This window comes from Sinomonas terricola (assembly GCF_034931225.1).
GTDB lineage: Bacteria > Actinomycetota > Actinomycetes > Actinomycetales > Micrococcaceae > Sinomonas > Sinomonas terricola.
The window spans coordinates 65572-89484 of record NZ_JAYGGQ010000014.1 but is presented as its reverse complement, the minus strand read 5'-3'; the positions used below and the strand labels follow the sequence as shown (position 1 = coordinate 89484).

The window sequence follows — 23913 nt, the reverse complement described above, 5'->3', positions numbered from 1 at the left end:
TCGCGCACCGCACGTCGCCACCGCCCGCGCCCGACGCACGTGCCCACTGCCGCAAGTCCGCGCCAACAGTGCTTGCACCCCCCGGTAACAGAGCCAAGAGCTGAGGCCCGGAATCTCGGCGATTCCGGGCCTCAGATGAGCGGAGACGGGGGGATTTGAACCCCCGGTCCAAGTTTCCCCGGACCCTTCATTAGCAGTGAAGTCCATTCGGCCACTCTGGCACGTCTCCTTGCTATTGCTAGCCCCCCAAGGGTACCCAGAAGGCACGGACGGACGCAAAGCGGCGGCCACACCCACCGAACGTGACCACAACCACCCCGATGTGGGGCGGTTGAACGGTCACCCCGCCTGGGCGAGTGCGAGCGGAAGCACGGGGCCGGCGCCCGCGAGCCGCAGGAGCCGTCCCGCGACGGTGAGCGACCACCGCGAGTCCACGAGATCGTCCACGAGCAGCACCGGCGCCCCACCCAAAGAGGCGAGCGCCGCCGCGAGCCCCGCGTCGACGTCGAACGCGGGCCACACACCCGCGAGACGGAACGCCGAGTTGCCGCCCGCCTGCCCCGCCCTCGCCGCAGGAGTCCGCGAAAGAGCCCCGAGGTACGGGAGCTGCCCCGCGGACGCGATTCCCCGAGCGAGGGAGTCCACGAGGCGCGGCCGAGTCGCCGAGGGCATCGCCACGACTCCGGCCGGGCGCCCTGCACCGCTCCACGGCCCGGCCGCGGAATCTCCCCGCGCCCACCCGGCGAGCAGCTGGACGACGGCGGGGCGCAGGCCGGGCGGGACATCGCCGTCGGGCGCGGAGGCCGCGAAGAGCTCGCGCAGCGCGCCGCCGTAGCCGAGGTCCGTGAGCCGCGCGAGCGCACGCCCCTCGGCGAGCAACTCGCCGGCCGCAATGCGCCCCTTGACCGGAATCCCGAGCTTGTCCATGCCGCTCGGCCACTGGGCGCGCGGCTCGATCGGGACGCCGGCGTGCCGCAGCTGCTCGCCAGCGCGCTCCAGCAGCCCCGGGTCCACGTCGCGCGGGAACCACGGCCCTGCGCAGTTGTCACAGCGACCGCACGGGGCGGCGGTGTCGTCGTCGAGCTGGGCCGTGACGAACTCCATGCGGCACCCGCGGGTCTCCTCGTACTCGACCATCGCCTCCTGTTCGGCGTCCCGGGCCGCGGCGATGCGGCGGTACCGCTCGTCGTCGTACGCCCATGGCGCCCCCGTGGCCTGCCAGCCGCCGCCGACGCGTTCCACTGCACCGTCGACGGCGAGCACCTTGAGGAGGAGGTCGAGCTGGGTACGCCGCAGCTCGACGAGCGATTCGAGCGCGACGGTCGAGAGCGGACCGCCCGCGAGCGCGTCGAGCACGGATCGCGCCTTGGCGCTGTCGGGCATCGACGCGGTCGCGAAGTACCGCCAGATGTCGCGGTCCTCGGCACCGGGCAGCAGGAGCACGTCAGCGTGCGCCGCGCCGCGGCCCGCACGGCCCACCTGCTGGTAGTACGCGACGGGCGACGATGGCGCCCCCAGATGCACCACAAACCCGAGGTCCGGCTTGTCGAAGCCCATCCCGAGCGCCGAGGTCGCGACGAGCGCCTTGACCTCGTTGCCCTTGAGGAGCCGCTCGGCCTCTTCGCGCTCAGCCGTGTCCGTCTTCCCGGTGTACGCGAGCACGCGATACCCGGCGTCGGCGAGGAGCCGCGCCGTGTCCTCCGCCGCGGACACGGTGAGGGTATAGATGATCCCGCTCCCCGGAAGGTCACCCAGATGCTGCAGCAGCCACGCGAGGCGCGAGCGCGAGTCCGGAAGCCGCAGCACGCCAAGCCGCAGGGAGTCGCGCCCGAGCGGGCCGCGCAGCGTGAGCACCCCCGCGCCGAGCTGCTCTTCGACGTCGGCGACGACGCGGGCGTTGGCCGTCGCCGTCGTCGCCAGCACGGGCACGGACGCCGGGAGCTCGCCGATGAGCGCGGCGATGCGGCGATAGTCGGGGCGGAAGTCGTGGCCCCAGTCGGAGATGCAGTGCGCCTCGTCGACCACGAGGAGGCCCGTCCGCGCGAGGAGCTCAGGCAGATGCTCGGCCCGGAAGGATGGATTCGTGAGCCGTTCGGGGGAGATGAGGACGACGTCGGCCGCGTCCGCCGCGAGGGCCGCGTGCACCTCGTCCCATTCGAGCCGGTTGGCCGAATTGATCGCGACGGCGCGCACCCCTGCCCGCGCCGCGGCCTCGACCTGGTCGCGCATGAGGGCGAGGAGCGGCGAGACGATGAGCGTGGGCCCGGCTCCCTGGGAACGCAGGAGGAGCGACGCGACGAAGTACACCGCGGATTTGCCCCACCCCGTGCGCTGGACGACGAGCGTTCGACGGCGGTGCGCGACGAGCGCTTCAATGGCCTCGAACTGCCCCGGATGGAAGGCGGCGTCGTCTCGCCCGACGAGCTTGCGCAGGACGTCGAGCGCCCGCTCACGCAGCCCGTCCTGGACCGTGACCTTGCCGTCAGAAAACGTCATGAACCGCCCTTACTGTTCGGTAGCCGGCGCCCGGTCTCGCACCCCGGACTCTGCGTCCAAGTATCCCCGTGACCTCCGACACTTCTCGCTGCGCGGAAACGTGAACGCCGGATACCGTGGGAAACGTCTCATGCTCAGTGCCACGAAGAAGGAAGTACCCATGACGGCAATGGCGCCGCCCGTTCCCGCACCGGATCTGCCCGGAAGCGATGCACCCACCCGCAAGTCCGCGGGCCACGTGATTGTCGATTCGCTCGTTGCGCATGGGGTGACGCGCACCTACGTCGTCCCAGGCGAATCCTTCCTCGACGTGCTCGACGGGCTGCACGATTCCCCGATCGAGACGGTCGTGTGCCGCCACGAGGGCGGCGCGGCGTACATGGCCGAGGCCGACGGGAAGATGAACCAGCTCCCCGGCATCGCGATGGTCACCCGTGGCCCCGGCGCCGCGAACGCACACGTCGGCCTGCACACGGCGTGGCAGGACTCGACTCCGATGGTCCTCTTCGTGGGCCTCATCCCGTTCGCCCACCGCGACCGCGAGGCGTTCCAGGAATTCGACATCAAGTCGTGGTTCGACACGGGTGCGAAGCGCGTCATGGTCCTCGACCACGCCGAGCGGGCCTCCGAGATCGTCGCCGAGGCCATGTTCGCGGCAATGAACGGCCGCCCGGGGCCCGTCGTCGTCGGCCTGCCGGAGGACATCATCCAGCAGGAGATCGACGCCGAGATCCACCCGAAGATCCCCGTCGCGACCGGCGGCATGACGGTCACGGACTGGAAGGCGCTCAAGGCCGCCCTCCAGGCGGCCGAGAAGCCGCTGTTCGTCGTCGGCGGCAACGACTGGACCCAGGAGGGCGCCACCGCGCTCACCAACTGGCTCGAGGAGCACAACATCCCCGCTGCGGCCGAGTGGCGCTGCGAGGGCACGATCCCGTTCGACTCCCCCTCGTACGTTGGGCCGATCGGCTACGGCCGCCCCAAGCCGACCTACAACCTGCTCGAGGAGACCGACCTCCTCATCTTCGTCGGCACCGTTCCGGGGGACGTCATCACGGACGGCTTCCTCGTGCGCCAGGATTGGACGAAGAAGAACTTCCTCGTCACGATCGACCCGTCCCTGCGCGGGCGTTCCGGCCCGGTTTCCTATCAGATCGTCGCGAAGCCGGACGTATTCGTCCGCGACCTCGTCATGATGCACCTCGCGGTCCGAGAGGAGTGGACGGCGTGGACCGAGCGCATGCGCGACCAGCAGGAGAAGTTTGCCGCCCTGCCCCCTGCGACCCCCTCTGAGGGCCCGGCCCGCATGGACACCCTCATGGCCAATCTCGTCCCGACCCTTCCCGAGGACGCCACGGTCACCCTCGGCGCGGGAGAGCACACGAACTGGGCCCACCGCTACTTCCCCACGCAGCGCTACGCGTCCATGATCAGCGCGCGCAACGGCTCCATGGGCTACTCCGTGCCGTCCGCGATCGCGGCCTCGCTCGCGAATCCGGGCCGGCGCGTCGTGACGATCGCGGGCGACGGTGAGTTCCTCATGAACGGCCAGGAGCTCGCGACCGCCGCGCAGTACGGAGCGACCCCGCTCGTGATCGTCATGGACAATCAGGAGTACGGCACGATCCGCTCGCATCAGGAGCGCCAATACCCGCAGCGCATCTCCGGCACCCAGCTGAAGAACCCGGACTTCGCGCTCATGGCGCGCGCGTTCGGCGGCTTCGGCGTGCGCGTCGAGCGCGACGCCGACGTCCCCGGCGCGGTCGAGGCTGCCCTGCGCGCGATCGACGAGGACGGAACCTTCGCGCTCATCCACCTCATCGTCGAGCAACGCGTCAAGGCCTACTAAGCCCCGCATCGAAAGGTGAGCTTTCGTCGGAATGGACAGGCCTTTCCGACGAAAGCTCACGTCTCGACCTGTCAGGAGCGGCGGGGTGGAACGCGTCAGGTTACGCTCCGAAGCGCCCCCGGTGCTCGACGGGGATGAGCGGCTTCTCGGCGCGGACCCTGAGCTGCTGCACGGCCCATGTGTTGCCGTCGGGGTCCGCGAAGCCGAAGAACGTGCCTCCGTCCTCGGGCGAGAACACCATGAGCTCCGAGCACTCGACGCCGCGGCCCAGAAGCTCGGCGCGCGCGGCTTCGGCGTCCGCGACGACGAGTTGGAGGCCCTTGAGCGAGCCCGGCTCCATCTCGCGCTGCGCCGGCAAGTCGCCGAACACGATCGAGCAGCCGGAGCCTTGAGGCGTGAGCTGGACGACGTGCATGTGCTCGTTCGTCGTGTTGTGGTCGAGGTGGAATCCGACTTTGTCCCGATAGAACTCCACGGAGCGATCGATGTCGGAGACAGGCAGGATGACAACTTCGAGAGTCCAGTCCATGCAGCCAACCTAAAGCCCACCGCCAGCCCTGGGAACCCCGCCGTGATTTGTTGGAGGCTCCAAGTAGAATCAGCGGCGTGACGAGCAACGTGAACAGCCTTGGCCAGACGCCGCAGATCGACCTTTCCGCCTCGTTCAAGGCGTACGACGTGCGAGGGATAGTCGGCGAGACGATCGACGTGGGGATTGTCGAGGCGGTGGGCGCTGCGTTCGTCGACGTGCTCGGCCTCGCGGGGCAGACCGTGCTCGTGGGCGGCGACATGCGGCCGTCCTCCCCCGAGTTCATCGACGCCTTCGCACGGGGCGCGGCGGCACGCGGCGGCCTCGTCCAGAAGATCGGCCTGATCTCGACCGACGAGCTCTACTACGCGTGCGGCGCCCTCGGCGCCGCAGGCGCGACGTTCACCGCGAGCCACAACCCCGCAAGGTACAACGGCATCAAGATGGCCAAGCCCGGGGCACTGCCCGTCTCGTCCGAGACAGGGCTCAAGGAGATCCAGGCTGCCACCGAGGCGTATCTTGCGTCCGGCGAGGTGCCCGCCGTCGACCGCCGGGGCTCAATTGCCGAGCGGGACGTCCTCGCGGACTACGCCGCGCACCTTCGCAGCCTCGTGGACCTCTCGGGCATCCGCCCGCTCAAGGTCGTGGTCGACGCGGGCAATGGCATGGCGGGCCTGACGACGCCGGCCGTCCTCGGCGACACGATTCTGCCGGCGCTTCCCCTTGAGATCATTCCTCTGTATTTCGAGCTCGACGGCACCTTCCCGAACCACCCCGCGAACCCGCTCGAGCCCGAGAACCTGCGCGATCTGCAGAAGGCCGTCGTCGATCACGGCGCGGACCTCGGGCTCGCCTTCGACGGCGACGCCGATCGCTGCTTCGTCATCGACGAAAAGGGCGAGCCGGTCTCGCCGTCGGCGATCACGGGCCTCGTGGCGCGGCGGGAGATCGCGCGCGCGAAGGCGACCGGCGAGGCCCAGCCGATCATCATCCACAACCTCATCACGTCCCGCGCCGTCCCAGAGCTCGTCGAGCACGACGGCGGGCGGCCCGTGCGCACGCGCGTGGGCCACTCGTTCATCAAGGCTGTCATGGCCGAGGTGGGCGCGGTGTTCGGGGGCGAGCACTCGGCCCACTACTACTTCCGCGATTTCTGGAACGCTGACACGGGCATGCTGGCGGCCATGCACGTCCTTGCGGCGCTCGGCGAGCAGGAGCTCCCGCTCTCGGAGCTCGGCGCCGAGTACGAGCCGTACGTCGCCTCGGGTGAGATCAACTCGGAGATCGAGGACAAGGCGGGCGCGGTCGCGCGCGTGCGCGAGGTGTACGAGGGGCCGGAGGTCGTCATCGACGAACTCGACGGCACGACGTTCTCCGCCGCCGACGGCTCGTGGTGGTTCAACCTCCGCCCGTCCAACACCGAGCCGTACCTCCGTTTCAATGGAGAGGCGAAGGACCGCGAGACGCTCGACTCGGTGCGCGACAACGTCCTCGCGATCGTGCGCTCATGAGCCCGCGCCCCGAAGCACCCGACGCCGGCGCACCGAAGGCCTCGCCTTCGGAGGACGACATGCTGCGTGAGCTCCATGACGTCCTCGGCACAGCGCTCGCCATGGCACAGGAGCAGCTCGAGAACAACGGCGGCTTCCTCCCTTATGGCGTGACGCTCGCGGACGACGGCGAACTGCGGCTCGTGCTCGTCGCCCCACCGGAGGGGGAGGCTGGATCAGGCGAAGATGACGATGAGCTCGACGGCGATCTCGACGCCGAGGCGATGCTTACCGACCTGGTCGAACTGCTGAGGCAAGGGCGCGGCGCGTACCGGGCCGTTGCGTTCGCGAGCGACGTGACCCTGCCGGACCACGGCACCGACGGGATCCACGCGGCCGCCGAGCACCGCGGCGGAGGGCTGCTCGCCGCGGTCCTGCCCTACGAGATGACCGCGAACGGCTACCTGTACGGGAGCGTCGAACCGGACGGGCACGAGGCCCGCGTCTTCACGGACTGACGTCCGCGAGCGCGGCCTCGGGCACACGTTTCCGCGACTCCCGCCGCCGCACGAGCGTCGTGCCGACACCCGTGAGGAGCACGGCCCCGCCCACGATCTCGAGCGGCTGCGGGACCTCCCCGAACGCGAGCCACGCCGCGAGCATCCCGACGGGCGGCACGAGGAGCGTGTACGGCACGACGGCGGCGGCCGGGTACTTCCCGAGCAGCGAGTTCCACGCCGTGTAGCCCACGAGCGAGGCGAGCACGACCGTGAAGAGCGTGCTCAGCAGGGCCGGCAGCGTGAGGTGCGCGAGCGATCCGACGACGGCGCCCGGCCTGTCGACGAACGCGGCGAGGGCGAGCATCGGCACGGGAACGACGGCGGCCGACCACACCACGATGCCGAGCCCCGAGGCGCCCTTCGCGGCGCGCGAGATCGTGTTCCCGATGCCCCATGAGAAGCCCGCGAGCACGACGAGAACGAGGGGGCCTATCGGGGCCACCGCACCGCGCCCCACGGCGACGAGCACGAGGCCCACGGCGCCGGCGCCCACTCCGGCGAGCTGCGCCGTCGTCGGCCGCTCCTTGAGCACCGCCCCGGCGAGCAGGATCGTGAAAAGCATCTGGCTCTGCAGGACGAGCGGGGCGAGCCCCGCGGGCATGCCCGAGTGCATCGCGAGGTAGACGAGGCCGAACTGGCCGGCGCTCATGAACAGGCCCACACCCGCGATGACGCGCCACGGGACCGCGGGCTTGGGCACGAACAGCATGGCCGGCACGGCCACGAGCGCGAAGCGGAGGGCCGCGAACACGAGGGGCGGCACATCGCGCAGGCCGAGTTCGATCGCGATGAAGTTGACTCCCCAGATGACGGCGACGAGGACGGCGAGGGCAGAGTGGCGCGGTTTCACCTCTCCATCCTGCGGGCACGGACCATGAAGCACCAGCGTTGATTTGTGCGGCTGACCATCTACGATTTCTTCATGATCGATCTCCAGGCGCTCCGCTCGCTCGCCGCCGTCGAACGCCACGGCTCGGTCGTCGCGGCGGCGGAGGCCCTCGGCTTCAGCCCCTCGGCAGTCTCGCAGCAGATCAAGAAGCTCGAGCGCCAATCGCGTGCGGCGCTCCTCGAGCGGCAGGGACGCGGCATCTTGCTCACGGAACGCGGGCGCGCCCTCGTGGAGCACGGCGTGCGCCTGCTCGCGGACATCGAACAGGTCGAGTCGATGCTCGCGGCCGACGACGCGCCCGAGGGAACGTTCACGGTCGCGTCCTTCTCGACGGCCGCGCGTGGGCTCCTCGGCCACGTCGCCAAGCGGGTCGCCGTCGAGGCACCCGGGATGCGGCTCGAGGTCGTCGCGATGGACCCGGCGGAGGCGGTCGCCCAGGTCGCCCACGGAGACGTTCAGCTCGCGGTGGTCCACAACTGGAACTCCGTCGCGCTCGAGGTGCCGGCGCATGTCGCGCTCGATCCGCTCTGCGAGGACGAGGCGGACATCATCCTGCCGCGCACCCACCGCCTCGCGGCCCTCGAGAAGGTCCCGCGCTCAGAGCTGCTCGAGGAAACGTGGTGCTCGCAGCCGCGCGGCGCGATCTGCCACGAGGCCCTCATGCGGCTGCTCGCGAACGAACGTGTCACTCCGCGCGTCGCATTTGTCGACCCGGATTTCGCGACGCACGTCGAGCTCGTGGCGCAGGGACTCGCGCTGGCGTTCATCCCAAGGCTCGGCCGCGGGACCCTTCCACCCGAGGTCGTCGCGCGCCCTCTCGCGGGAGAGCCGGCCAAGCGCGTTGTATCTGCCGCGTATCGGCGTACCATGTCAGCGAGCCCCGGGGTGCGGCTCCTCGTAAAACTGCTCCACGAATCAGCCGATTAATTGTACAAATGTTTGTCTACTCAGGGGTAGAATTCTTCCCATGCGCATGACGGCCTTCGAGGATGTGAGCCTTCGGGCGCTCATGCTGCTGAGTTCGACCGGCAACACCGAGCCGCTCGCGACCCGCGCGATCGCGGACGGCGTCGGGACGCCGTACAACCACGTCAGCAAGGCGGTCCTCAGGCTCCGCGAACTGGGCCTCGTCGAATCGACGCGCGGGCGCGCTGGAGGCGTGCAGCTCAGCGACGCCGGGCGTCGCGCGACTGTGGGCCAGGTGCTCCGGGCCCTCGACACGCGCGAAGACCTCACCGAATGCGAATCCGCCAACGGCGACTGCCCCTTGAACCTTCAATGCGGCCTGCGCTCGGCCTTGCGCGAGGCCCGCGAGGCGTTCTATCGCGCGCTCGACCATGTGATCATCAGCTCGCTCCCCCACCGCCGCCAGATGGAACCCGTGCTTCTCCAGCTCGGCCTGCGGCCGCCGGGCAGCGCCGTCTGACCTTCCCGATTTGCCTTCTTCTACGGAGCGTAGAAAACTTGGGTTCAATTCAGCATGAAAAATGCTGAATTACCTTCGAACCTGAGGAGTCTCCATGCTCTCGGACACCGCCCGTCCCGTCATCGAAGCCACCCTCCCCCTCGTGGGAAGCCGCATCGGCGAGATCACGCCGCTGTTCTACAAGAAGATGTTCGCGGCACATCCGGAGCTTCTGAACGGCGTCTTCAGCCGCGCGAACCAGGCCAACGGCGAGCAGCGCAAGGCCCTCGCCGGCGCGATCGCAGCCTTCGCGACCCACCTCGTCGCACATCCGGGAACGCTCCCCGAGGCCGTGCTGAGCCGGATCGCGCACAAGCACGCCTCGCTCGGGATCACGGAAGACCAGTACCCGATTGTGTACCAGCACCTGTTCGAGGCCATCGCCGAAGACCTCGGCGACGCCGTGACCCCCGAGGTCGCCGCGGCTTGGACCGAGGTGTACTGGCTCATGGCGGACGCCCTCATCAAGCTCGAGAAGGGGCTCTACGCGCGGCAGGCCAACAACGTCATGTGGGCGCCGTGGAAGGTCATCGAGAAGCTCGCATCGGGCGCGAGCACCGTCACGTTCGTCCTCGAGCCCGCCGACGCGACGCCCGTGACGCCGGGCCAGCCCGGCCAGTACGTGAGCGTGCGGATCCCGGTCGAGGACGGGCTGCTCCAGGCCCGCCAATACTCGCTGTCTGCGGATGCCGAGTCCACCGAGCGCCGCACGTTCACGACGAAGTACAACGACGGCGGCGAGGTCTCGCCGATCCTGCACGAGAAGATCCAGGTGGGCGACATCATCGAGCTCTCCAACCCCTACGGCGACGTCACGCTCGACGACGGCGACGGCCCCCTCATCCTTGCCTCGGCAGGCATCGGCTGCACGCCGAGCGCGTCGATCCTCCGCTCCCTCGCGGCCGCCGGGTCCGAGCGCGAAGTCCTCGTGCTGCACGCCGAGCGCAGCCTCGAGGCGTGGGCCCTGAGCGAGCAGATGCTCGGCGACGTCGAGAAGATCGACGACGCCGAACTCCACCTCTGGCTCGAGCAGCCCGCCGAGGCGCCGGTCGCAGGTGCTGCTGGCGCCCGCGAGGGCTTCATGAGCCTTGCCGATGTCTCGCTGCCCGAGGGGGCGAGCCTCTTCCTCTGCGGACCGCTCCCGTTCATGCGGAAGATCCGCTCCGAGGCCATCGCCCTCGGCGTCCCGGCACGGAAGATCCACTACGAGGTCTTCGGCCCCGATCTCTGGATCGCCTCCGCGAACTGACCCGTTCTGCCGGCTTTCCCGCATGGCAGCCTGCCCTGCGGGAACTGCCGGGTCGCGTCCAGCCTGCACCAAGCTCCGAAGACTAGCTTTCGCCTCATCCGGGAAACAAGCATTGAGGCAAGCATTGAAGGAGGAATGCCGTGGGCTTTCGCGCGTGGGTCCGACGACGCCGCGGGCGAGCCACGGTGGCGGGGATCGCCGTCGTACTCCTTCTCGTGGTGACCGGCGGGCTCTTCGCCATCGCCAACGGCCAGACGCCGTCGACCCCCACCCCCGCTTCCGAAGCTGCCTCCGACGCAGCCGCGGGCATCTCGAAGATCCAACACGTCGTCGTGATCATGCAGGAGAACCGATCCTTCGACAGCTATTTCGGCACGTTTCCCGGTGCCGACGGGATTCCCACGCTGCAGGGTGTCCCAACGGTGTGCGTCCCTGACCCAGCCAAGGGCTCGTGCGCGCAGCCCTACCACAACCCCGCGGACAGCAATGCCGGCGGGCCGCACTCCGCATCCAATGCCAGGGAAGACATCGACGGCGGGAAGATGGACGGCTTCGTAGCCCAGGCCGAACGCGCCCAATCCAACTGCGCACCCAACGACCCCGCGTGCGTGGGGGCGGGCAGCACGGACGTCATGGGCTACCACGACGGTCGTGACCTGCCCAACTATTGGGCGTACGCGAAAGACTTCGTGCTTCAGGACCATATGTTCGCTTCGAACGCATCCTGGAGCCTCCCGGCGCACCTGTACATGGTGTCGGAATGGTCGGCGAAGTGCACCACGGCCGGCGATCCCCAGTCGTGCGTCAACGCGCTGGAGAGTCCGGCCAACCCGCCCGACTTCGGCTCAGGCCTCCGCAACACGATCATCGGCCAGTGCCGCGGCGGATCGCAGACGCCCTCCTGCTTGGACGCGCTCGCGGCGGCGGGCATCAGTCCCGGCCTCGCGGACGAGCTGCATGCCTTCGTCGCCCAGCAGTGCAAGACCGGCGACACTTTCGACGGCTGCGTCTCGGCGATCGACCACGCGCAGCTTCCGGATAGCCTCAAGCAGCAACTGCTCACGGCGGCGAAGCAGATCCAGCCGCCGGACTATGCGTGGACGGACCTGACGTACCTGCTGCACAAGCAGAACGTCTCGTGGGGCTACTACGTGTTCAACGGCACGGAACCCGACTGCGAGAACGACTCGGCCATGACCTGCGCGCCGGTCCCGCAGAACGCCAAGACCTCGGGGATCTGGAACCCGCTTCCATACTTCGACACGGTCAAGCAGGATGGTCAGCTCGGCAACATCCAGTCTCTGACCAACTTCTATGCCGCGGCCAAGAACGGCACGCTTCCTTCAGTGAGCTGGATCACCCCGACGGCGGCGGTCAGCGAGCACCCGCCAGCGCTCATCAGCGCCGGGCAGGCTTACGTGACCGGGCTGATCAACGCGATCATGTCCGGACCCGACTGGGACAGCACCGCGATCTTCCTCTCGTGGGATGACTGGGGCGGCTTCTACGACCACGTGGCGCCGCCCACCGTTGACCAGAACGGCTACGGACTACGCGTACCTGGGATCGTCATCAGCCCGTACGCGAAGAAGGGGTACATCGACCACCAGACCCTGAGCCACGACGCGTACGTGAAGTTCATCGAGGACGATTTCCTCCACGGTCAGCGCCTCGACCCCGCGACGGACGGGCGGCCCGACCCCCGTCCCGACGTTCGCGAGAATAGCCCGGCTCTCGGCGACCTCGTCAATGATTTCGACTTCTCGCAGCCGCCGTCCAAGCCGGTCATCCTCCCGAACGCCGCGACGTACTGATGTCGCGCCGTCGCCCTTGCAGGGTGTGCACCGCAAGGGCGACGGCGCGCGGCCCGCGTCAGTTCGCGGCGGTGAAGAGCTCGCCGCGGAACTGCGGCTTCTCGAGCTCGTCGAGCGCGGCGACGGCGTAGTCCTGCGCGGAGATGAAGTTGCCAGCGGGGACGCCGACGGCCGTGCGGTACTCGCCCGTACGTTCGCCCGGCGCGATCACCGCGGCCGGCGCCTGGACGGTCACATCCAGGCCCGCCGAGGAGTCACGAAGCGCCTCATAGGCCTCGAACACGATGTCCGATTCGGCCTTGTACTCTGCCGGGAAGTCCGGCAGGTCCTTGATGCGCGTCCCGTCGGGCGACTGCAGCCCGCCGAAGCCGCCCACGAGGTACAGGCGCGCGTCGGTGGGAACGCCGGCGATCGCGCGGTGTGCGGCGAGGTACGGCGCGAGGGGCCCGCCCGAGCGGTCCGGCGATGTGGCGAGGACGACGACGTCGTTCGCCGCCGCGGCGGAACGGTACGTCTCGAGGTCGCTCAGATCAGCGGCGCGGACGACGGCGGCACCCTCCACCGCGGCGCCCTTCCGGCTGATGGCGGTCACCTCGTGCCCGCGGCGGGACGCTTCGGCGACAATCTGGCTTCCCACCATGCCGGTGGCTCCGTAGACGGCGATCTTCATGAGTGCTCCTTGTCTCGGTCCTGACGAATGACCCAACAGTATCCTAGAGATACTAAGTACTTCAAAGTGCTATGGTTACCTTATGGAAAGTCTCGAATTCGACGTCATGGATCCCGACTGCCCCTCGCGCGTCGTGCTCCAGCGGATCGGCGACAAATGGACGCCGCTCATCGTCGAATCCCTCAAAGACGGGCCGCTGCGCTTCGGCGAGGTGCGCACCGCCGTAGGCGGCGTGACCCCCAAGGTCCTGACCCAGACCCTGCGCACGCTCGAGCGTGATGGCCTCGTGTCCCGTGCCGTGTTCGCCGAGGTGCCCGTGCGCGTCGAATACCGCCTCACGCCCCTCGGAAAGAGCCTCCTCGGGCCCCTCGACGCCATCCGCGCATGGGCCGAGAGCCATGCCGGCAAGATCCTCGACGCGCGGGAGGCGTTCGACGACGCCGCGACCGGCTAGCGCGGCGGGATGTGGCCACACATCCCGCCCACGCGTGGCCACATCCCGCCCACGCGTGGCCAGATCCCTAGAAGACCCGGCGCCAGTTCGTCTTCGCGAGGTCGAGCACCTCGTCGCCGCGGCCAGAGAGCACGGTCCGGAGCGCATACAGCGTGAAGCCGCTGGCCTGCTGGGCGGTGATCGTCGGGGGCATTGCGAGCTCTTGCCGGATCGTCACCACGTCGACGAGAGCCGGGCCGTCGTGGTCAAAGGCCTCCTTGAGGCCGCGTTCGAGCTCGGAGGACTCGTTGACCCGCACCCCCTTGATGCCCAGGGCCTCGGCCACCGCAGCAAAGTTCGGATTGTCCAGCCCCGTCCCGTAGTTCACGAACCCGGCCGACTTCATCTCGAGCTCGATGAAGTTGAGCGAGGCGTTGTTGAACACCACGAGCTTGACCGGCAGTTTGTTCTGCACGAGCGTGATGAGCTCTCCCATGAGCATCGACAGCCCGCCATCGCCCGCAAGCGCCACGACCTGCCGCCCGGGGAACGCGGCCTGTGCGCCCATCGCATGAGGCAGGGCGTTCGCCATGGAACCGTGCGTGAATGAGCCAACCAGCCGCCGTAGTCCGTTCATGGTGAGATAACGCGCGGCCCAGATGACGGGCGTGCCGACGTCGGCCGTGAACACCGCGTCGTCGGCGGCGAGCTGGTCGAGGACGCGCGTGGTGTGCTGCGGATGGAGCGCCTGCCCCTTCTTCGTGGGCGTCGCGAGGTCGTCGAGTTTGGAGCGCGCCTTCGCGTAGTGCTTGAGCGACGCGTCGAGGTGCGCGCGGCGGTGCTTGCGTTCGAGGAGCGCCAGGAGGGCAGTTGCGGTGTCTTTGACGTCGCCGACGAGGCCGAGATCGAGCTTCGCGCGCCGGCCGAGCTGGTCGCCGCGGATGTCGACCTGGATGATCTTGGCGTTCTCCGGATAGAACTGCTGGTAGGGGAAGTCGGTGCCGAGCATCAGGAGCGCGTCGCAGGCCTCCATAGCCCGATAGCCCGAGCTGAAGCCGAGCAGGCCGGTCATGCCGACGTCGAACGGGTTGTCGTATTCGATGAACTCCTTGCCGCGGAACGCGTGCACGATCGGCGCGCCGAGCGCGTCCGCGAGCGCCACCACCTCGTCGTGGGCACCTTCGACGCCGGCCCCGGCGAGGATCGTCACCTTGTCCGCGGCATTGAGGAGGCCCGCGGCCTCGCGCAGCTCATCGTCGCTCGGGACAATGTGCGGCCGAGCCCGCCGCACCACGGCAACCCGCTCCTTCTCGACTTGGGTGAGGGCGACGTCGCCAGAAACGACGACGACGGCGACGCCCCGCTTCTCGACGGCGGTGCGGAGCGCGATCTCGAGGATGCGCGGCATCTGCGCGGGATCGGTGACCTGCTCGGCATAGACGCTGCACTCGCGGAACACCTCCTGCGGGTGCGTCTCCTGGAAATAGTTCGAGCCGATCTCGGCGCTCGGGATGTGCGCGGCGATGGCGAGGACAGGCACGCGCGAACGGTTCGCGTCGTACAGGCCGTTGATGAGGTGCAGGTTTCCCGGCCCGGCGGAGCCCGCGCACACGGCAACCTCCCCCGTGAGCGCCGCCTCGGCGGCCGCGGCGAACGCGGCGGCCTCCTCGTGGCGGACGTGGACCCATTCGATGCTCGGGGTCTCCCGGAGGGCATCCGTGAAGCCGTTGAGCGAGTCTCCCGGGAGGCCGTAGACGCGGCGGATTCCGTTGGCGGCGAGGGTGTCGACGATGTTCTTCGCGATGGTCGTCATGCGGCCCACGCTAGCCCGGCCCGGGTAGGAGCCGGTACCCCTCGGGAATATCCCGTCGGCCACATGGTTGAACATGAGCGACATTGACTCAAGTCTAGGAGGACGCATGCCGATCTACTTCGGCCCTACCGCCGGGAACGGCTCGTTCGACGACTTCCTGGCCCGCTACCTGCAGGGCCAGGGAGCACGCCGTCCCAACCGGTCTATCGACATCACGCGGCTCGTGAGCCGCGGAACACAACAGGTCCTGAACGCCGCCGGGCGCTTCGCGATCGAGCACGGGCACCGCGAGGTCGACGCCCTCCACGTGCTCCGTGCCCTCTCGGAGACCGAGTCCGTCGCAGGCCTCATCGCCTACGCGGGGGCGAACCCCGCCGAGGTCATCGCGGCTGTCGAGGAGCGGCTTCCCGAAGCCTCGATGTGGCCGGACCCCGAGGCCAAGCCAGCCGCGCCGACGTTCACGCAGTCGGCGCAGCACGCTCTCCTCGACGCATACAAGGTGGCCCGCTCGTTCGGCTCGACGTACATCGACCCCGAGCACGTCTTCCTCGCACTAGTCCTGAGCACGGACGCACCCGCAGGCCAGATTCTCGGCGCCTTCGGGATCACGCCGCAGGCGCTCCAGGCGCGGGACGGCGAGCCGTCCGACGGTGCTTCCGGCGCCACAGACGACGGCGGCACTGCGCCGCGCGCGGCTCGCCCCATCCCGCGTCGGGGTGCTCGCGGGCCCGCCGCCGCCGGAGGTCGCGGCGCCAGCAAGAGCCCGATGCTCGACCAATTCGGCACCGATCTCACGGCCCTCGCGAGCGAGGGCAAGCTGGACCCCGTGATCGGCCGCGCCTCGGAGATCGAGCAATCAATCGAGATCCTTGCCCGCCGCACGAAGAACAACCCCGTGCTCATCGGCGAGGCCGGCGTGGGCAAGACCGCGATCGTCGAGGGCCTCGCCCAGGCGATTGCATCCGGCAATGTCCCGGCGCAGCTGCACGGCAAGACCGTCGTCTCGCTCGACCTCCCCGCGATGCTCGCTGGCACGCGGTATCGCGGAGACTTCGAGGAGCGTCTCACGAAGACCATGGACGAGATCGCGGAGGACGGCAACGTCATCGCGTTCGTCGACGAGCTCCACACCGTGGTCGGCGCGGGCGGTGGCGGCGAGGGCGGCATGGACGCGAGCAACATCCTCAAGCCGAGGCTCGCCCGCGGCGAGCTGCACCTCATCGGCGCGACCACACTCGACGAGTACCGCAGGATCGAGAAGGACCCCGCCCTCGAGCGGCGTTTCCAGCCCGTCATTGTCGGCGAGCCGAGCATCGAGGACGCGGTCGCAATCCTCGACGGGCTCAAGTCCCGCTATGAGGAGCACCACGGCATCACGTACACCGATGCCGCGATCCGCGCCGCCGTCGAACTCTCCCACCGGTACATCACCGACCGGTACCTGCCCGACAAGGCGATCGACCTCATCGACCAGGCCGGCGCGCGGCTGAGCCTGGCCCGGGGGCCGCGCGCGGACCTTGAGGCCCTGCTCGCGGAGGCCGCCGAGCTCGAGGAGCGGAAGTCGGCCGCCGTGGCCGCCGAGGACTACGAGGAGGCCTCGCGCCTGCGTGACGGGATCGACGCCGTCTCGGCCAAGATCGAGGCCACGGCGGAGGCACCTGAAGCCAACCCGGCGGACGCGACGGGTTCCGTCGACGAAGCCGACATCGCCGCCGTCGTCGCCCGCGCCACGGGAATCCCGGCTGCGCGCATCACGGAAGGCGAGCGCGAGCGGCTCGCGCGCCTTGAGGACGAGCTCCACGAGCGCATCGTGGGGCAGGAGGATGCCGTGAGGGCGATCGCGAAATCGGTGCGGCGCAACCGCACCGGGCTTGGCGACGCGAGCCGTCCTGTGGGCAGCTTCCTGTTCCTCGGCCCGACCGGCGTGGGCAAGACCGAGCTCGCGAAGGCCCTCGCGGCGTCGTTGTTCGGCGACGAGTCCGCGATGGTGCGCTTCGACATGAGCGAGTTCGGCGAGCGCCATACCGTGAGCCGGCTGGTCGGGGCGCCTCCCGGATACGTCGGCTACTCGGAGGCAGGCCAGCTCACGGAGCGCGTGCGGCGGCGCCCGTACTCGGTCGTTCTTCTCGATGAAGTCGAGAAGGCGCACCCAGACGTCTTCAACCTGCTCCTGCAGGTGCTCGACGACGGTCGACTCACCGACGGCCAGGGTCACACCGTGGACTTCCGCAACTCCGTGGTGATCATGACGAGCAACCTCGGGTCCGAGTTCCTCGCGACGCGCGGGGCGGCGCTCGGCTTCGCCGCCGGCGGGGCGGATGCCGCTCCCGCGGACACGGAGCTGCGGGCCCGGATCATGGGGCGGCTCCGCGAGACGATGCGGCCCGAGTTCCTCAACCGCATCGACGAGATCGTGCTGTTCAGGAAGCTCACCCGCGAGCAGCTGCATGACATCGTGCGGCTCCAGCTCCGCGGCACGGAAGCTCGGCTCGCGGCGCAGGGCATCGCGCTCGACGTCGACGACGCCGCCGTCGACTGGATCGCCGAGCGCGGCTACGAGCCCGAGTTCGGGGCCCGGCCGCTCCGCCGCGTGATCCAGCGCGAGCTCGAGGATCGCGTGGCGGACCTGCTCGTCGCGGGATCGGTGGGCCAGGGCGGGCGAGTGGCCGTCAGCGTCGAGGAGACCGGCGACGGCGGCGAGCTCGCCGTCCGCACAGACGAGCCCGCCGTGTCGGCAGCCTAACCAAGCGCCATGCGGGACGTGGCCACCCGTCAGGCGGGACGTGGCCACGCGCCATGCGAGATGTGGCCACCCGTCAGGCGAGATGTGGCCACGCGTCCGTCCGGGACGCGCGGCCACCTCCGCCCAACGCGTGGCCACGCTTACCCTTCGCGCGCCGGCACCCCGAGGTATTCGCGCAGCACGTGCTCGGCGATCGCCATCGAGGACGTCGCCGCGGGCGAGGGCGCGTTGCGCAGCAGCGTGACGGACCCGACTTGGTCGACGGCGAAGTCGTCGAGGAGCGAGCCGTCGGCGCTCCACGCCTGCGCCCGCACGCCAGAGTCGGCCTTCGCCGCGAGGTCGGACGGCCGCAGCGCCGGCACAAACTCGCGCGCCTGCCGGTAATACAGCGGCTTCAGCAGTGACGCGGAGATCTCCCGCAGGCCCATCCGCCAGTGCTTCCGAAACAGCGCGGGCGCCCCAGGCCACGCCAAGGACCCGAGCGTGTCCCGGAGCGACACGTTCCCCCAGCCGTACCCCTCGCGCGCGAGTGCGGGAACGGCGTTGGGGCCCACGTGCACGTCGTCGTACACGCCTCGCGTGAAATGCACGCCGAGGAAGGGAAAGCGGGGGTCCGGAACCGGGTAGATCATGCCGCGCACGAGCTCGGCCCGCGGCGGCACGAGCGTCCAGTATTCGCCTCGGAACGGCAGGATCCGGGGCGACGGCGACGCGCCGACCATGCGCGCGATGAGGTCCGACTGGAGCCCCGCGCACACGACGAGTCGATCGAAGGTGTGGGTCCCACCCGCAGTCGCGACCGCCGTCGTCGGCTCCCCCGCGCGCACCCCGATCACCTCGGTGCCCAGGAGGACGCGCCCGCCCGCGCGCCGCACGTCGTCGGCCATCGCCTCGGTGATCGCCGCGAAGTCGACGACGGCGGTGTGCGGTGAGTGCACCGCCGCCACCCCCGCGACGTGCGGCTCGAGCTCCCGCATCCGCTCGTGCCCGATCCGCGCGAGGTCGGGCACGCCGTTGGCCCGAGCGCGCCGCTCGATCTCGTCGAGCCGAGGGACCTCGTCAGGGGTGACCGCGACGACGAGCTTGCCGAGCTCGCGGTACGGCAGGCCGCGGTCCTGGCACAACTCGCGCGTGAGCTCGCGGCCCCGCGCACACAAGAGGGCCTTGAGCGATCCCGGCTGGTAGTAGAGCCCCGCGTGCACGACCCCCGAATTGTGCCCCGTCTGATGCGCCGCGACACGACGCTCCTTCTCGAGGACGACGACGTCGAACGCACCCGTGAGCGCAAGGGCCCGCGCGATCGCCATCCCGACGATCCCGCCGCCGACAATCCCGACGCGCTGCGTCATGCCGTCTCCACCCTCCCCCGGCTCCCGTCGACCCGCACGCGCTGCCCATCCTCGAGCAGCGCGGTCCCCCGCCCCGTCCCCATGACGGCCGGGGCGCCGTACTCGCGCGCGACGATCGCCGCGTGTGAGCCGAGCCCGCCCGTGTCGACGACGACGGCGGCCGCGCGCGCGAAGAGCGGTGTCCACGAAGGATTCGTGTTGGGACATACGAGCACGTCCCCCGCGCGGAGCTCCCCGAACTCGGCCGGGCCGCGGATGATGCGCACCGGGCCCTCGGCGACGCCGCCGCTCGCCGCGGTTCCGGTCAGGAGCGCGCCGCTGCCGCCGTCGTCCTCGCGGGGGACGACGACCGCAAGATCCAGCATCGGCACGCCCGCGTACTCGCGGCGCAAGGCGGCGCGGCGCGCGGCGAGGTTCCGCACTCGGGCGCGCTCGCCGTCGTCCATGGCATCCGGCGAGCCGATCGAGCGGAGCTCGTCGAGGCGGAGGTGGAAGACATCCTCGGCCGCGGGCAGCACGCCCGCCGCGACGAGCCGGCGTCCGAGCTCGACGAACGTCGCGCGCGTCGGCGTCAGGAGGCGCGCGGCCAAGACGTGCGTGTCCTCGCGGAACGCCATGCCACGCCGCGCGGCGTCGACGAGGCCGGTCGCGAGGCACTGGCCCCGGGACGTGCGGAGCAGCGGGTGCGCGAGGAGCTCGCTGAGGGCCGCTGCTCCCGGATCATGATCTCGCTCCGGCGCCGGCGCGGCGGCCAGGGCCTGGATGATGCCGATCGCCGGGGTCGGATCGGCTCGCCAGGTCGGCGCCGTCGCCATGATGATGCTCACGGATTCCCGGCTCCCGTACTCGGCAAGGAACGCTTCGAAGGCCTCGCGGAACGCGCCGAACTCGGGGCGCGTGCGGATCGCGTCGAGGAAGGCGGGTGTTGCGAGGTCTCTCGCCGCCGCTCGGAGCGTGCCGTCGGCCCGAACCTCGCCCGCAAGCCGCTCGAGCGCGTCGTTGCCCTCTCGGGTCTTCGTGTGGGCGCCCGCCACGAGGGCGGACGCGAGCTCGCTCAGGCCGAGCACCGCGAGCATGATCCGCAGCGGCGCGACCGGCAGGAAGGAACTGGGCAGATACTTGACCCGGAGCTTGGCGACGGGCGCGAGCGCGTTCGCGCACCGATCGGCCCGGGCGAGCAGCGCGTGCCATGAGAGCGCGGCCAGGTCTTCGGCGTCGAGGGCCGCGACCTCGGCCTCGAACTCGGCGACGAGAGGGTCTGCGGTCCACTCCGGCGTCCGGTACCGTCGCGCACGGCGCACGATCGAGAGCGGTGCACCGAGCACGCGGACGCTCGGCCGCGGGAGCGGAGGTGCCAGCTGGAGCGCCACGCCGTCCCGTTCCGGCAGCAGCTCGCGAACCGTCGGGAACCGCACGCCGACGCTCCCCGCCATGAGGCTGAGCATCCGCTCGATCGCGGGCCCGAGCCACGCCGTGACGTCCAGCGGATACGGCCGCACCGGGAACATCTCGACGAAGAACGGCGCCATCGTGCGTTGGAACCGGTTGAGTTCCGGGGGCTCGACGGGGAGCGCCGTCATGGGGCGCGCCTGCAGGAGCAGGATCCTCCCGCCGTCGAGCGCCCACTCGATGTCCTGCGGGACGCCGAAGTGCTGCTCGGCGCGGACGGCGAGCTCGGCGAGCTCGCGGGCAGCGCTGTCCGACAGCACGAGCGCCGCGCCTGGCCCAAGCGTCCGCTCACGCACCGTGCCGTCGCGCCCGAGGACGAGATGCTCCGGCGTCACCTCCCCCGAGACGACCGCCTCGCCGAGCCCGGGCGCCGCGTCGACGACGAGTTCGGCGTGCCGTCCCGTAAGTGGGTTGGCCGTGAAGAGGACCCCAGCCGCCGCGGCGTCCGCCATGCGCTGGACGACGACGGCGATCGCCACGTCCGCGGGCGCGATCCCCTGCCGCTCGCGGTACTGGACCGCCCGGTCGGTCCACAGGGAGGCCCAGCAGCGGCGAACCGCGTCGGCGACGGCGTCGGGGCCTTCGACGTCGAGGAAAGTGTCCTGCTGGCCGGCGAACGCGGCACCGGGGAGGTCTTCGGCCGTCGCGCTCGAGCGCACGGCGACGCGCGTGCCCGCGGGGCCGAGCTCGGCGAGCGCCGCAGCAATCTGCTGCACGAGATCGGGATCCAGAGGCGCGCCCTCGAGCGTGGCGCGGGCGGCCGCGGGGTCCGCTGCCGCCCGGTCGGGGTCGAGGGCAGCGGCCCGGGCGTGGGCGCGGTAGGCCGCCGTCGTCACGACGAAGCCGGGCGGGACGGGGAGCCCGGCCGCGATGAGTTCGCCGAGGTTCGCGCCCTTGCCGCCCGCGGCGGGGAGATCGGCCGCCCGAAGCGCCGCGAGGGGCTTGAGCAGCGAGGAGGAGGCGCCGTCGTCCATGGCCCACAGGCTACCCGGGCGCGGGGGCGCCGAACACCATCCAACCGTCACATCCCGCGGGTGCGGACCCACCGAACGTGGCCACCGGACGAAGCCCGACGGCAGAAGGGCCGCCCCGTGTGCAGCGGGGCGGCCCTTCTCGTCATCCGGCGCCGTTCAGCTCGCCGGAATTCTGTTGGACCGAGCGTCAGGCGAGGCGCGCCTTGAGGCCCTTGAGCTCAGCCGTGATGCTGTCCGGGAGCGACCCGCCGAAGCGCGCGAACCACTCCTCGAGGCCCACGAGCTCGGTCTGCCACTCGTCGGCGTCGAAGCGCACGGCTTCCTCGATCTCGGCCGGCGTCATGTCGAGGCCCGTGACGTCGAGGCTCTCGGCAGTCGGCACAAAGCCGATCGGCGTCTCGAGTGCATCCGCCGTTCCCTCGATGCGCTCGATCGCCCATTTGAGGACGCGCGAGTTGTCGCCGAAGCCCGGCCACGCGAAGCCGCCGTCCTTCGTGCGGCGGAACCAGTTCACGAGGAAGATCTTCGGGAGCTTGGCCGGGTTGGCCTTCGCCGAGAGCCGGACCCAGTGGTTGAGGTAGTCGCCCGCGTCGTAGCCGATGAAGGGGAGCATCGCCATGGGGTCGCGGCGCACGACCCCGACGGCGCCAGCTGCGGCCGCCGTCGTCTCCGAAGAGAGCGTCGCGCCCATGAAGATGCCGTTGGCCCAGTCGCGGGACTGCGTCACGAGCGGGATGGTCGTCTTGCGGCGACCTCCGAAGAGGATCGCGTTGAGCTCGACACCGTCGGGCGCGAAGTACTCGGGCGCGAGCATGTCGATCTGGTCGATCGGCGTGCAGAAGCGGGAGTTCGGGTGGGCGGCGGGGCGGCCGCCGTTGGCCGCGGAGATCTCCGGCGTCCACTCGTTGCCCTGCCAGTCGGTGAGGTGCGCGGGGACTTCCTGGGTCATGCCCTCCCACCACACGCCGCCGTCGTCCGTGAGCGCGACGTTCGTGAAGATGCTGTTGCCCTTCGCGATGGCGCGCATCGCGTTCGGGTTTGTGCCCCAGCCCGTGCCGGGGGCGACGCCGAAGAGGCCCGCCTCGGGGTTGACGGCGCGGAGCTCGCCCTCCTTGCCGAAGCGCATCCACGTGATGTCGTCGCCCAGCGTCTCGACCTTCCAGCCCTCGACCGTGGGGTCGAGGAGCGCGAGGTTCGTCTTGCCGCACGCGGACGGGAACGCCGCCGCGATGTTGTAGACCTTGTTCTCGGGGCTCGTGAGCTTGAGGATGAGCATGTGCTCGGCAAGCCAGCCTTCGTCGCGAGCCATGACGGACGCGATGCGCAGGGCGTAGCACTTCTTGCCGAGCAGCGCGTTGCCACCATAGCCCGAGCCGTACGACCAGATGGAGCGCTCCTCGGGGAAGTGCACAATCCACTTCTCCGGGTTGCACGGCCACGGCACGTCCTTCTGGCCCGGAGCGAGCGGGGCGCCCACGGAGTGCAGCGCCGGGACGAAGAAGGCACCCGTCTGCTCGATCTTCTTGAGGACGTCCGTGCCGATGCGCGCCATGATGCGCATCGAGGCGACGACGTACGCGGAGTCTGTGATCTCGACGCCGAACTTGGGGTCTTCCGCGTCGAGGTGGCCCATGACGAAGGGGATCACGTACATCGTGCGGCCGCGCATGGCGCCGGCAAAGAGGCCCTTGAGCTTCGTCTTCATCTCGTTCGGGTCCATCCAGTTATTGGTGAACCCTGCGTCGCGCTTGGTGCGCGAGCAGATGAAGGTCTGTTCCTCGACGCGGGCGACGTCCGCGGGGTCCGAGAAGGCCGCAAAGGAGTTCGGGAAGATCTCCGGGTTGAGCCGCGTGAGGGTGCCCGCAGCGACGAGCTCATCGGTCAGTTGGCGGTACTCCGCCTCGGAACCGTCCACCCAGTGGATACGTTCAGGCTGAGTCAGTTCCGCGACTTCCTCAACCCAGGACAGCAAGGGCTCGTAAGTAGTGGGGGCTCCTTCGAGAAGCCGAACGCTTGTTGCGCCCATGTCTTCCTCCTTCGCTGGGTCGGCGTGTTTTTCAATGGTAGGGAAGGTGGTCTGTACCACCGGACCGCGTTACACACTGGAAACGAGAGTGAAACACTCAAAACTGCAGATTCTC

The 23913-nt window shown here is 69.9% G+C and carries 17 protein-coding genes and 1 tRNA gene; 9 read left to right on the top strand and 9 right to left on the bottom strand.

Annotated elements, in window-relative coordinates:
- Window positions 1–140 precede the first annotated feature (140 nt).
- Window positions 141–229: transfer RNA gene (locus tag SPF06_RS16940), tRNA-Ser, on the bottom strand.
- A 110-nt stretch (window positions 230–339) separates the two neighbouring features.
- Window positions 340–2496, bottom strand: a complete 2157-nt coding sequence (locus tag SPF06_RS16935; protein WP_323280310.1) for a DEAD/DEAH box helicase — start codon at window positions 2494–2496, stop codon at window positions 340–342.
- A 169-nt stretch (window positions 2497–2665) separates the two neighbouring features.
- On the opposite strand from SPF06_RS16935, the gene SPF06_RS16930 reads away from it, so the two are divergent.
- Window positions 2666–4345: a thiamine pyrophosphate-dependent enzyme gene (locus SPF06_RS16930; RefSeq protein ID WP_323280380.1), complete on the top strand. Its 1680-nt coding sequence runs from the start codon at window positions 2666–2668 to the stop codon at window positions 4343–4345.
- Window positions 4346–4445: 100 nt separating this feature from the next.
- Here SPF06_RS16930 and SPF06_RS16925 read toward each other — a convergent pair whose 3' ends face one another.
- The gene (locus SPF06_RS16925) at window positions 4446–4874 is read right to left on the bottom strand and encodes a VOC family protein (RefSeq protein WP_323280309.1); all 429 of its coding nucleotides are present in this window, start codon (window positions 4872–4874) and stop codon (window positions 4446–4448) included.
- 77 nt (window positions 4875–4951) lie between these two features.
- On the opposite strand from SPF06_RS16925, the gene SPF06_RS16920 reads away from it, so the two are divergent.
- Window positions 4952–6385 (top strand): phosphomannomutase/phosphoglucomutase, encoded by a 1434-nt coding sequence (locus SPF06_RS16920; RefSeq protein WP_323280308.1) that lies wholly within the window; start codon window positions 4952–4954, stop codon window positions 6383–6385.
- A complete protein-coding gene (locus SPF06_RS16915) occupies window positions 6382–6882 on the top strand; it encodes a hypothetical protein (RefSeq protein ID WP_323280307.1) in 501 nt (166 codons plus the stop codon). Before SPF06_RS16920 ends, SPF06_RS16915 begins: the two co-directional genes overlap by 4 nt.
- Here the strand turns inward: SPF06_RS16915 and SPF06_RS16910 are convergent.
- Window positions 6872–7774, bottom strand: a complete 903-nt coding sequence (locus SPF06_RS16910) for an EamA family transporter (protein WP_323280306.1) — start codon at window positions 7772–7774, stop codon at window positions 6872–6874. The genes SPF06_RS16915 and SPF06_RS16910 overlap by 11 nt on opposite strands.
- A gap of 72 nt (window positions 7775–7846) precedes the next feature.
- Between SPF06_RS16910 and SPF06_RS16905 the strand changes: the two genes are divergently transcribed.
- The 4 genes from SPF06_RS16905 to SPF06_RS16890 all read left to right on the top strand — a co-directional run bounded on the left by SPF06_RS16905 (window position 7847) and on the right by SPF06_RS16890 (window position 12341).
- Window positions 7847–8740, top strand: a complete 894-nt coding sequence (locus SPF06_RS16905) for a LysR family transcriptional regulator (protein ID WP_323280305.1) — start codon at window positions 7847–7849, stop codon at window positions 8738–8740.
- Between the two features lie 40 nt (window positions 8741–8780).
- Window positions 8781–9239, top strand: coding sequence for an RrF2 family transcriptional regulator (locus SPF06_RS16900; protein WP_323280304.1), 459 nt, complete (start codon window positions 8781–8783; stop codon window positions 9237–9239).
- 94 nt (window positions 9240–9333) lie between these two features.
- Entirely contained in the window at window positions 9334–10527 is a 1194-nt protein-coding gene (locus SPF06_RS16895; protein ID WP_323280303.1) for a globin domain-containing protein, read from the top strand.
- Window positions 10528–10667: 140 nt separating this feature from the next.
- Window positions 10668–12341: an alkaline phosphatase family protein gene (locus tag SPF06_RS16890; protein WP_323280302.1), complete on the top strand. Its 1674-nt coding sequence runs from the start codon at window positions 10668–10670 to the stop codon at window positions 12339–12341.
- A gap of 58 nt (window positions 12342–12399) precedes the next feature.
- On the opposite strand, the gene SPF06_RS16885 is transcribed toward SPF06_RS16890, so the two are convergent.
- A complete protein-coding gene (locus tag SPF06_RS16885) occupies window positions 12400–13011 on the bottom strand; it encodes an NAD(P)-dependent oxidoreductase (RefSeq protein ID WP_323280301.1) in 612 nt (203 codons plus the stop codon).
- 82 nt (window positions 13012–13093) lie between these two features.
- Here SPF06_RS16885 and SPF06_RS16880 point away from each other — a divergent pair, with 82 nt between their 5' ends.
- A complete protein-coding gene (locus SPF06_RS16880; RefSeq protein WP_323280300.1) occupies window positions 13094–13465 on the top strand; it encodes a winged helix-turn-helix transcriptional regulator in 372 nt (123 codons plus the stop codon).
- A gap of 67 nt (window positions 13466–13532) precedes the next feature.
- Here SPF06_RS16880 and poxB read toward each other — a convergent pair whose 3' ends face one another.
- Entirely contained in the window at window positions 13533–15257 is a 1725-nt protein-coding gene (poxB, locus tag SPF06_RS16875; RefSeq protein ID WP_323280299.1) for a ubiquinone-dependent pyruvate dehydrogenase, read from the bottom strand.
- Window positions 15258–15363: 106 nt separating this feature from the next.
- Between poxB and SPF06_RS16870 the strand changes: the two genes are divergently transcribed.
- The gene (locus SPF06_RS16870; protein ID WP_323280298.1) at window positions 15364–18000 is read left to right on the top strand and encodes an ATP-dependent Clp protease ATP-binding subunit; all 2637 of its coding nucleotides are present in this window, start codon (window positions 15364–15366) and stop codon (window positions 17998–18000) included.
- A 140-nt stretch (window positions 18001–18140) separates the two neighbouring features.
- Here the strand turns inward: SPF06_RS16870 and lhgO are convergent, their stop codons facing one another.
- The 3 genes from lhgO to SPF06_RS16855 form a co-directional block, all read right to left on the bottom strand.
- Window positions 18141–19349, bottom strand: a complete 1209-nt coding sequence (gene lhgO, locus SPF06_RS16865) for an L-2-hydroxyglutarate oxidase (RefSeq protein ID WP_323280297.1) — start codon at window positions 19347–19349, stop codon at window positions 18141–18143.
- Entirely contained in the window at window positions 19346–21772 is a 2427-nt protein-coding gene (locus tag SPF06_RS16860; protein WP_323280296.1) for a PEP/pyruvate-binding domain-containing protein, read from the bottom strand. The genes lhgO and SPF06_RS16860 overlap by 4 nt, the downstream gene beginning before the upstream one ends.
- A 187-nt stretch (window positions 21773–21959) precedes the next feature.
- Complete coding sequence (locus SPF06_RS16855) at window positions 21960–23798, bottom strand: phosphoenolpyruvate carboxykinase (GTP) (RefSeq protein WP_323280295.1); 1839 nt, start codon at window positions 23796–23798, stop codon at window positions 21960–21962.
- Between the last annotated feature and the right edge of the window lie 115 nt (window positions 23799–23913).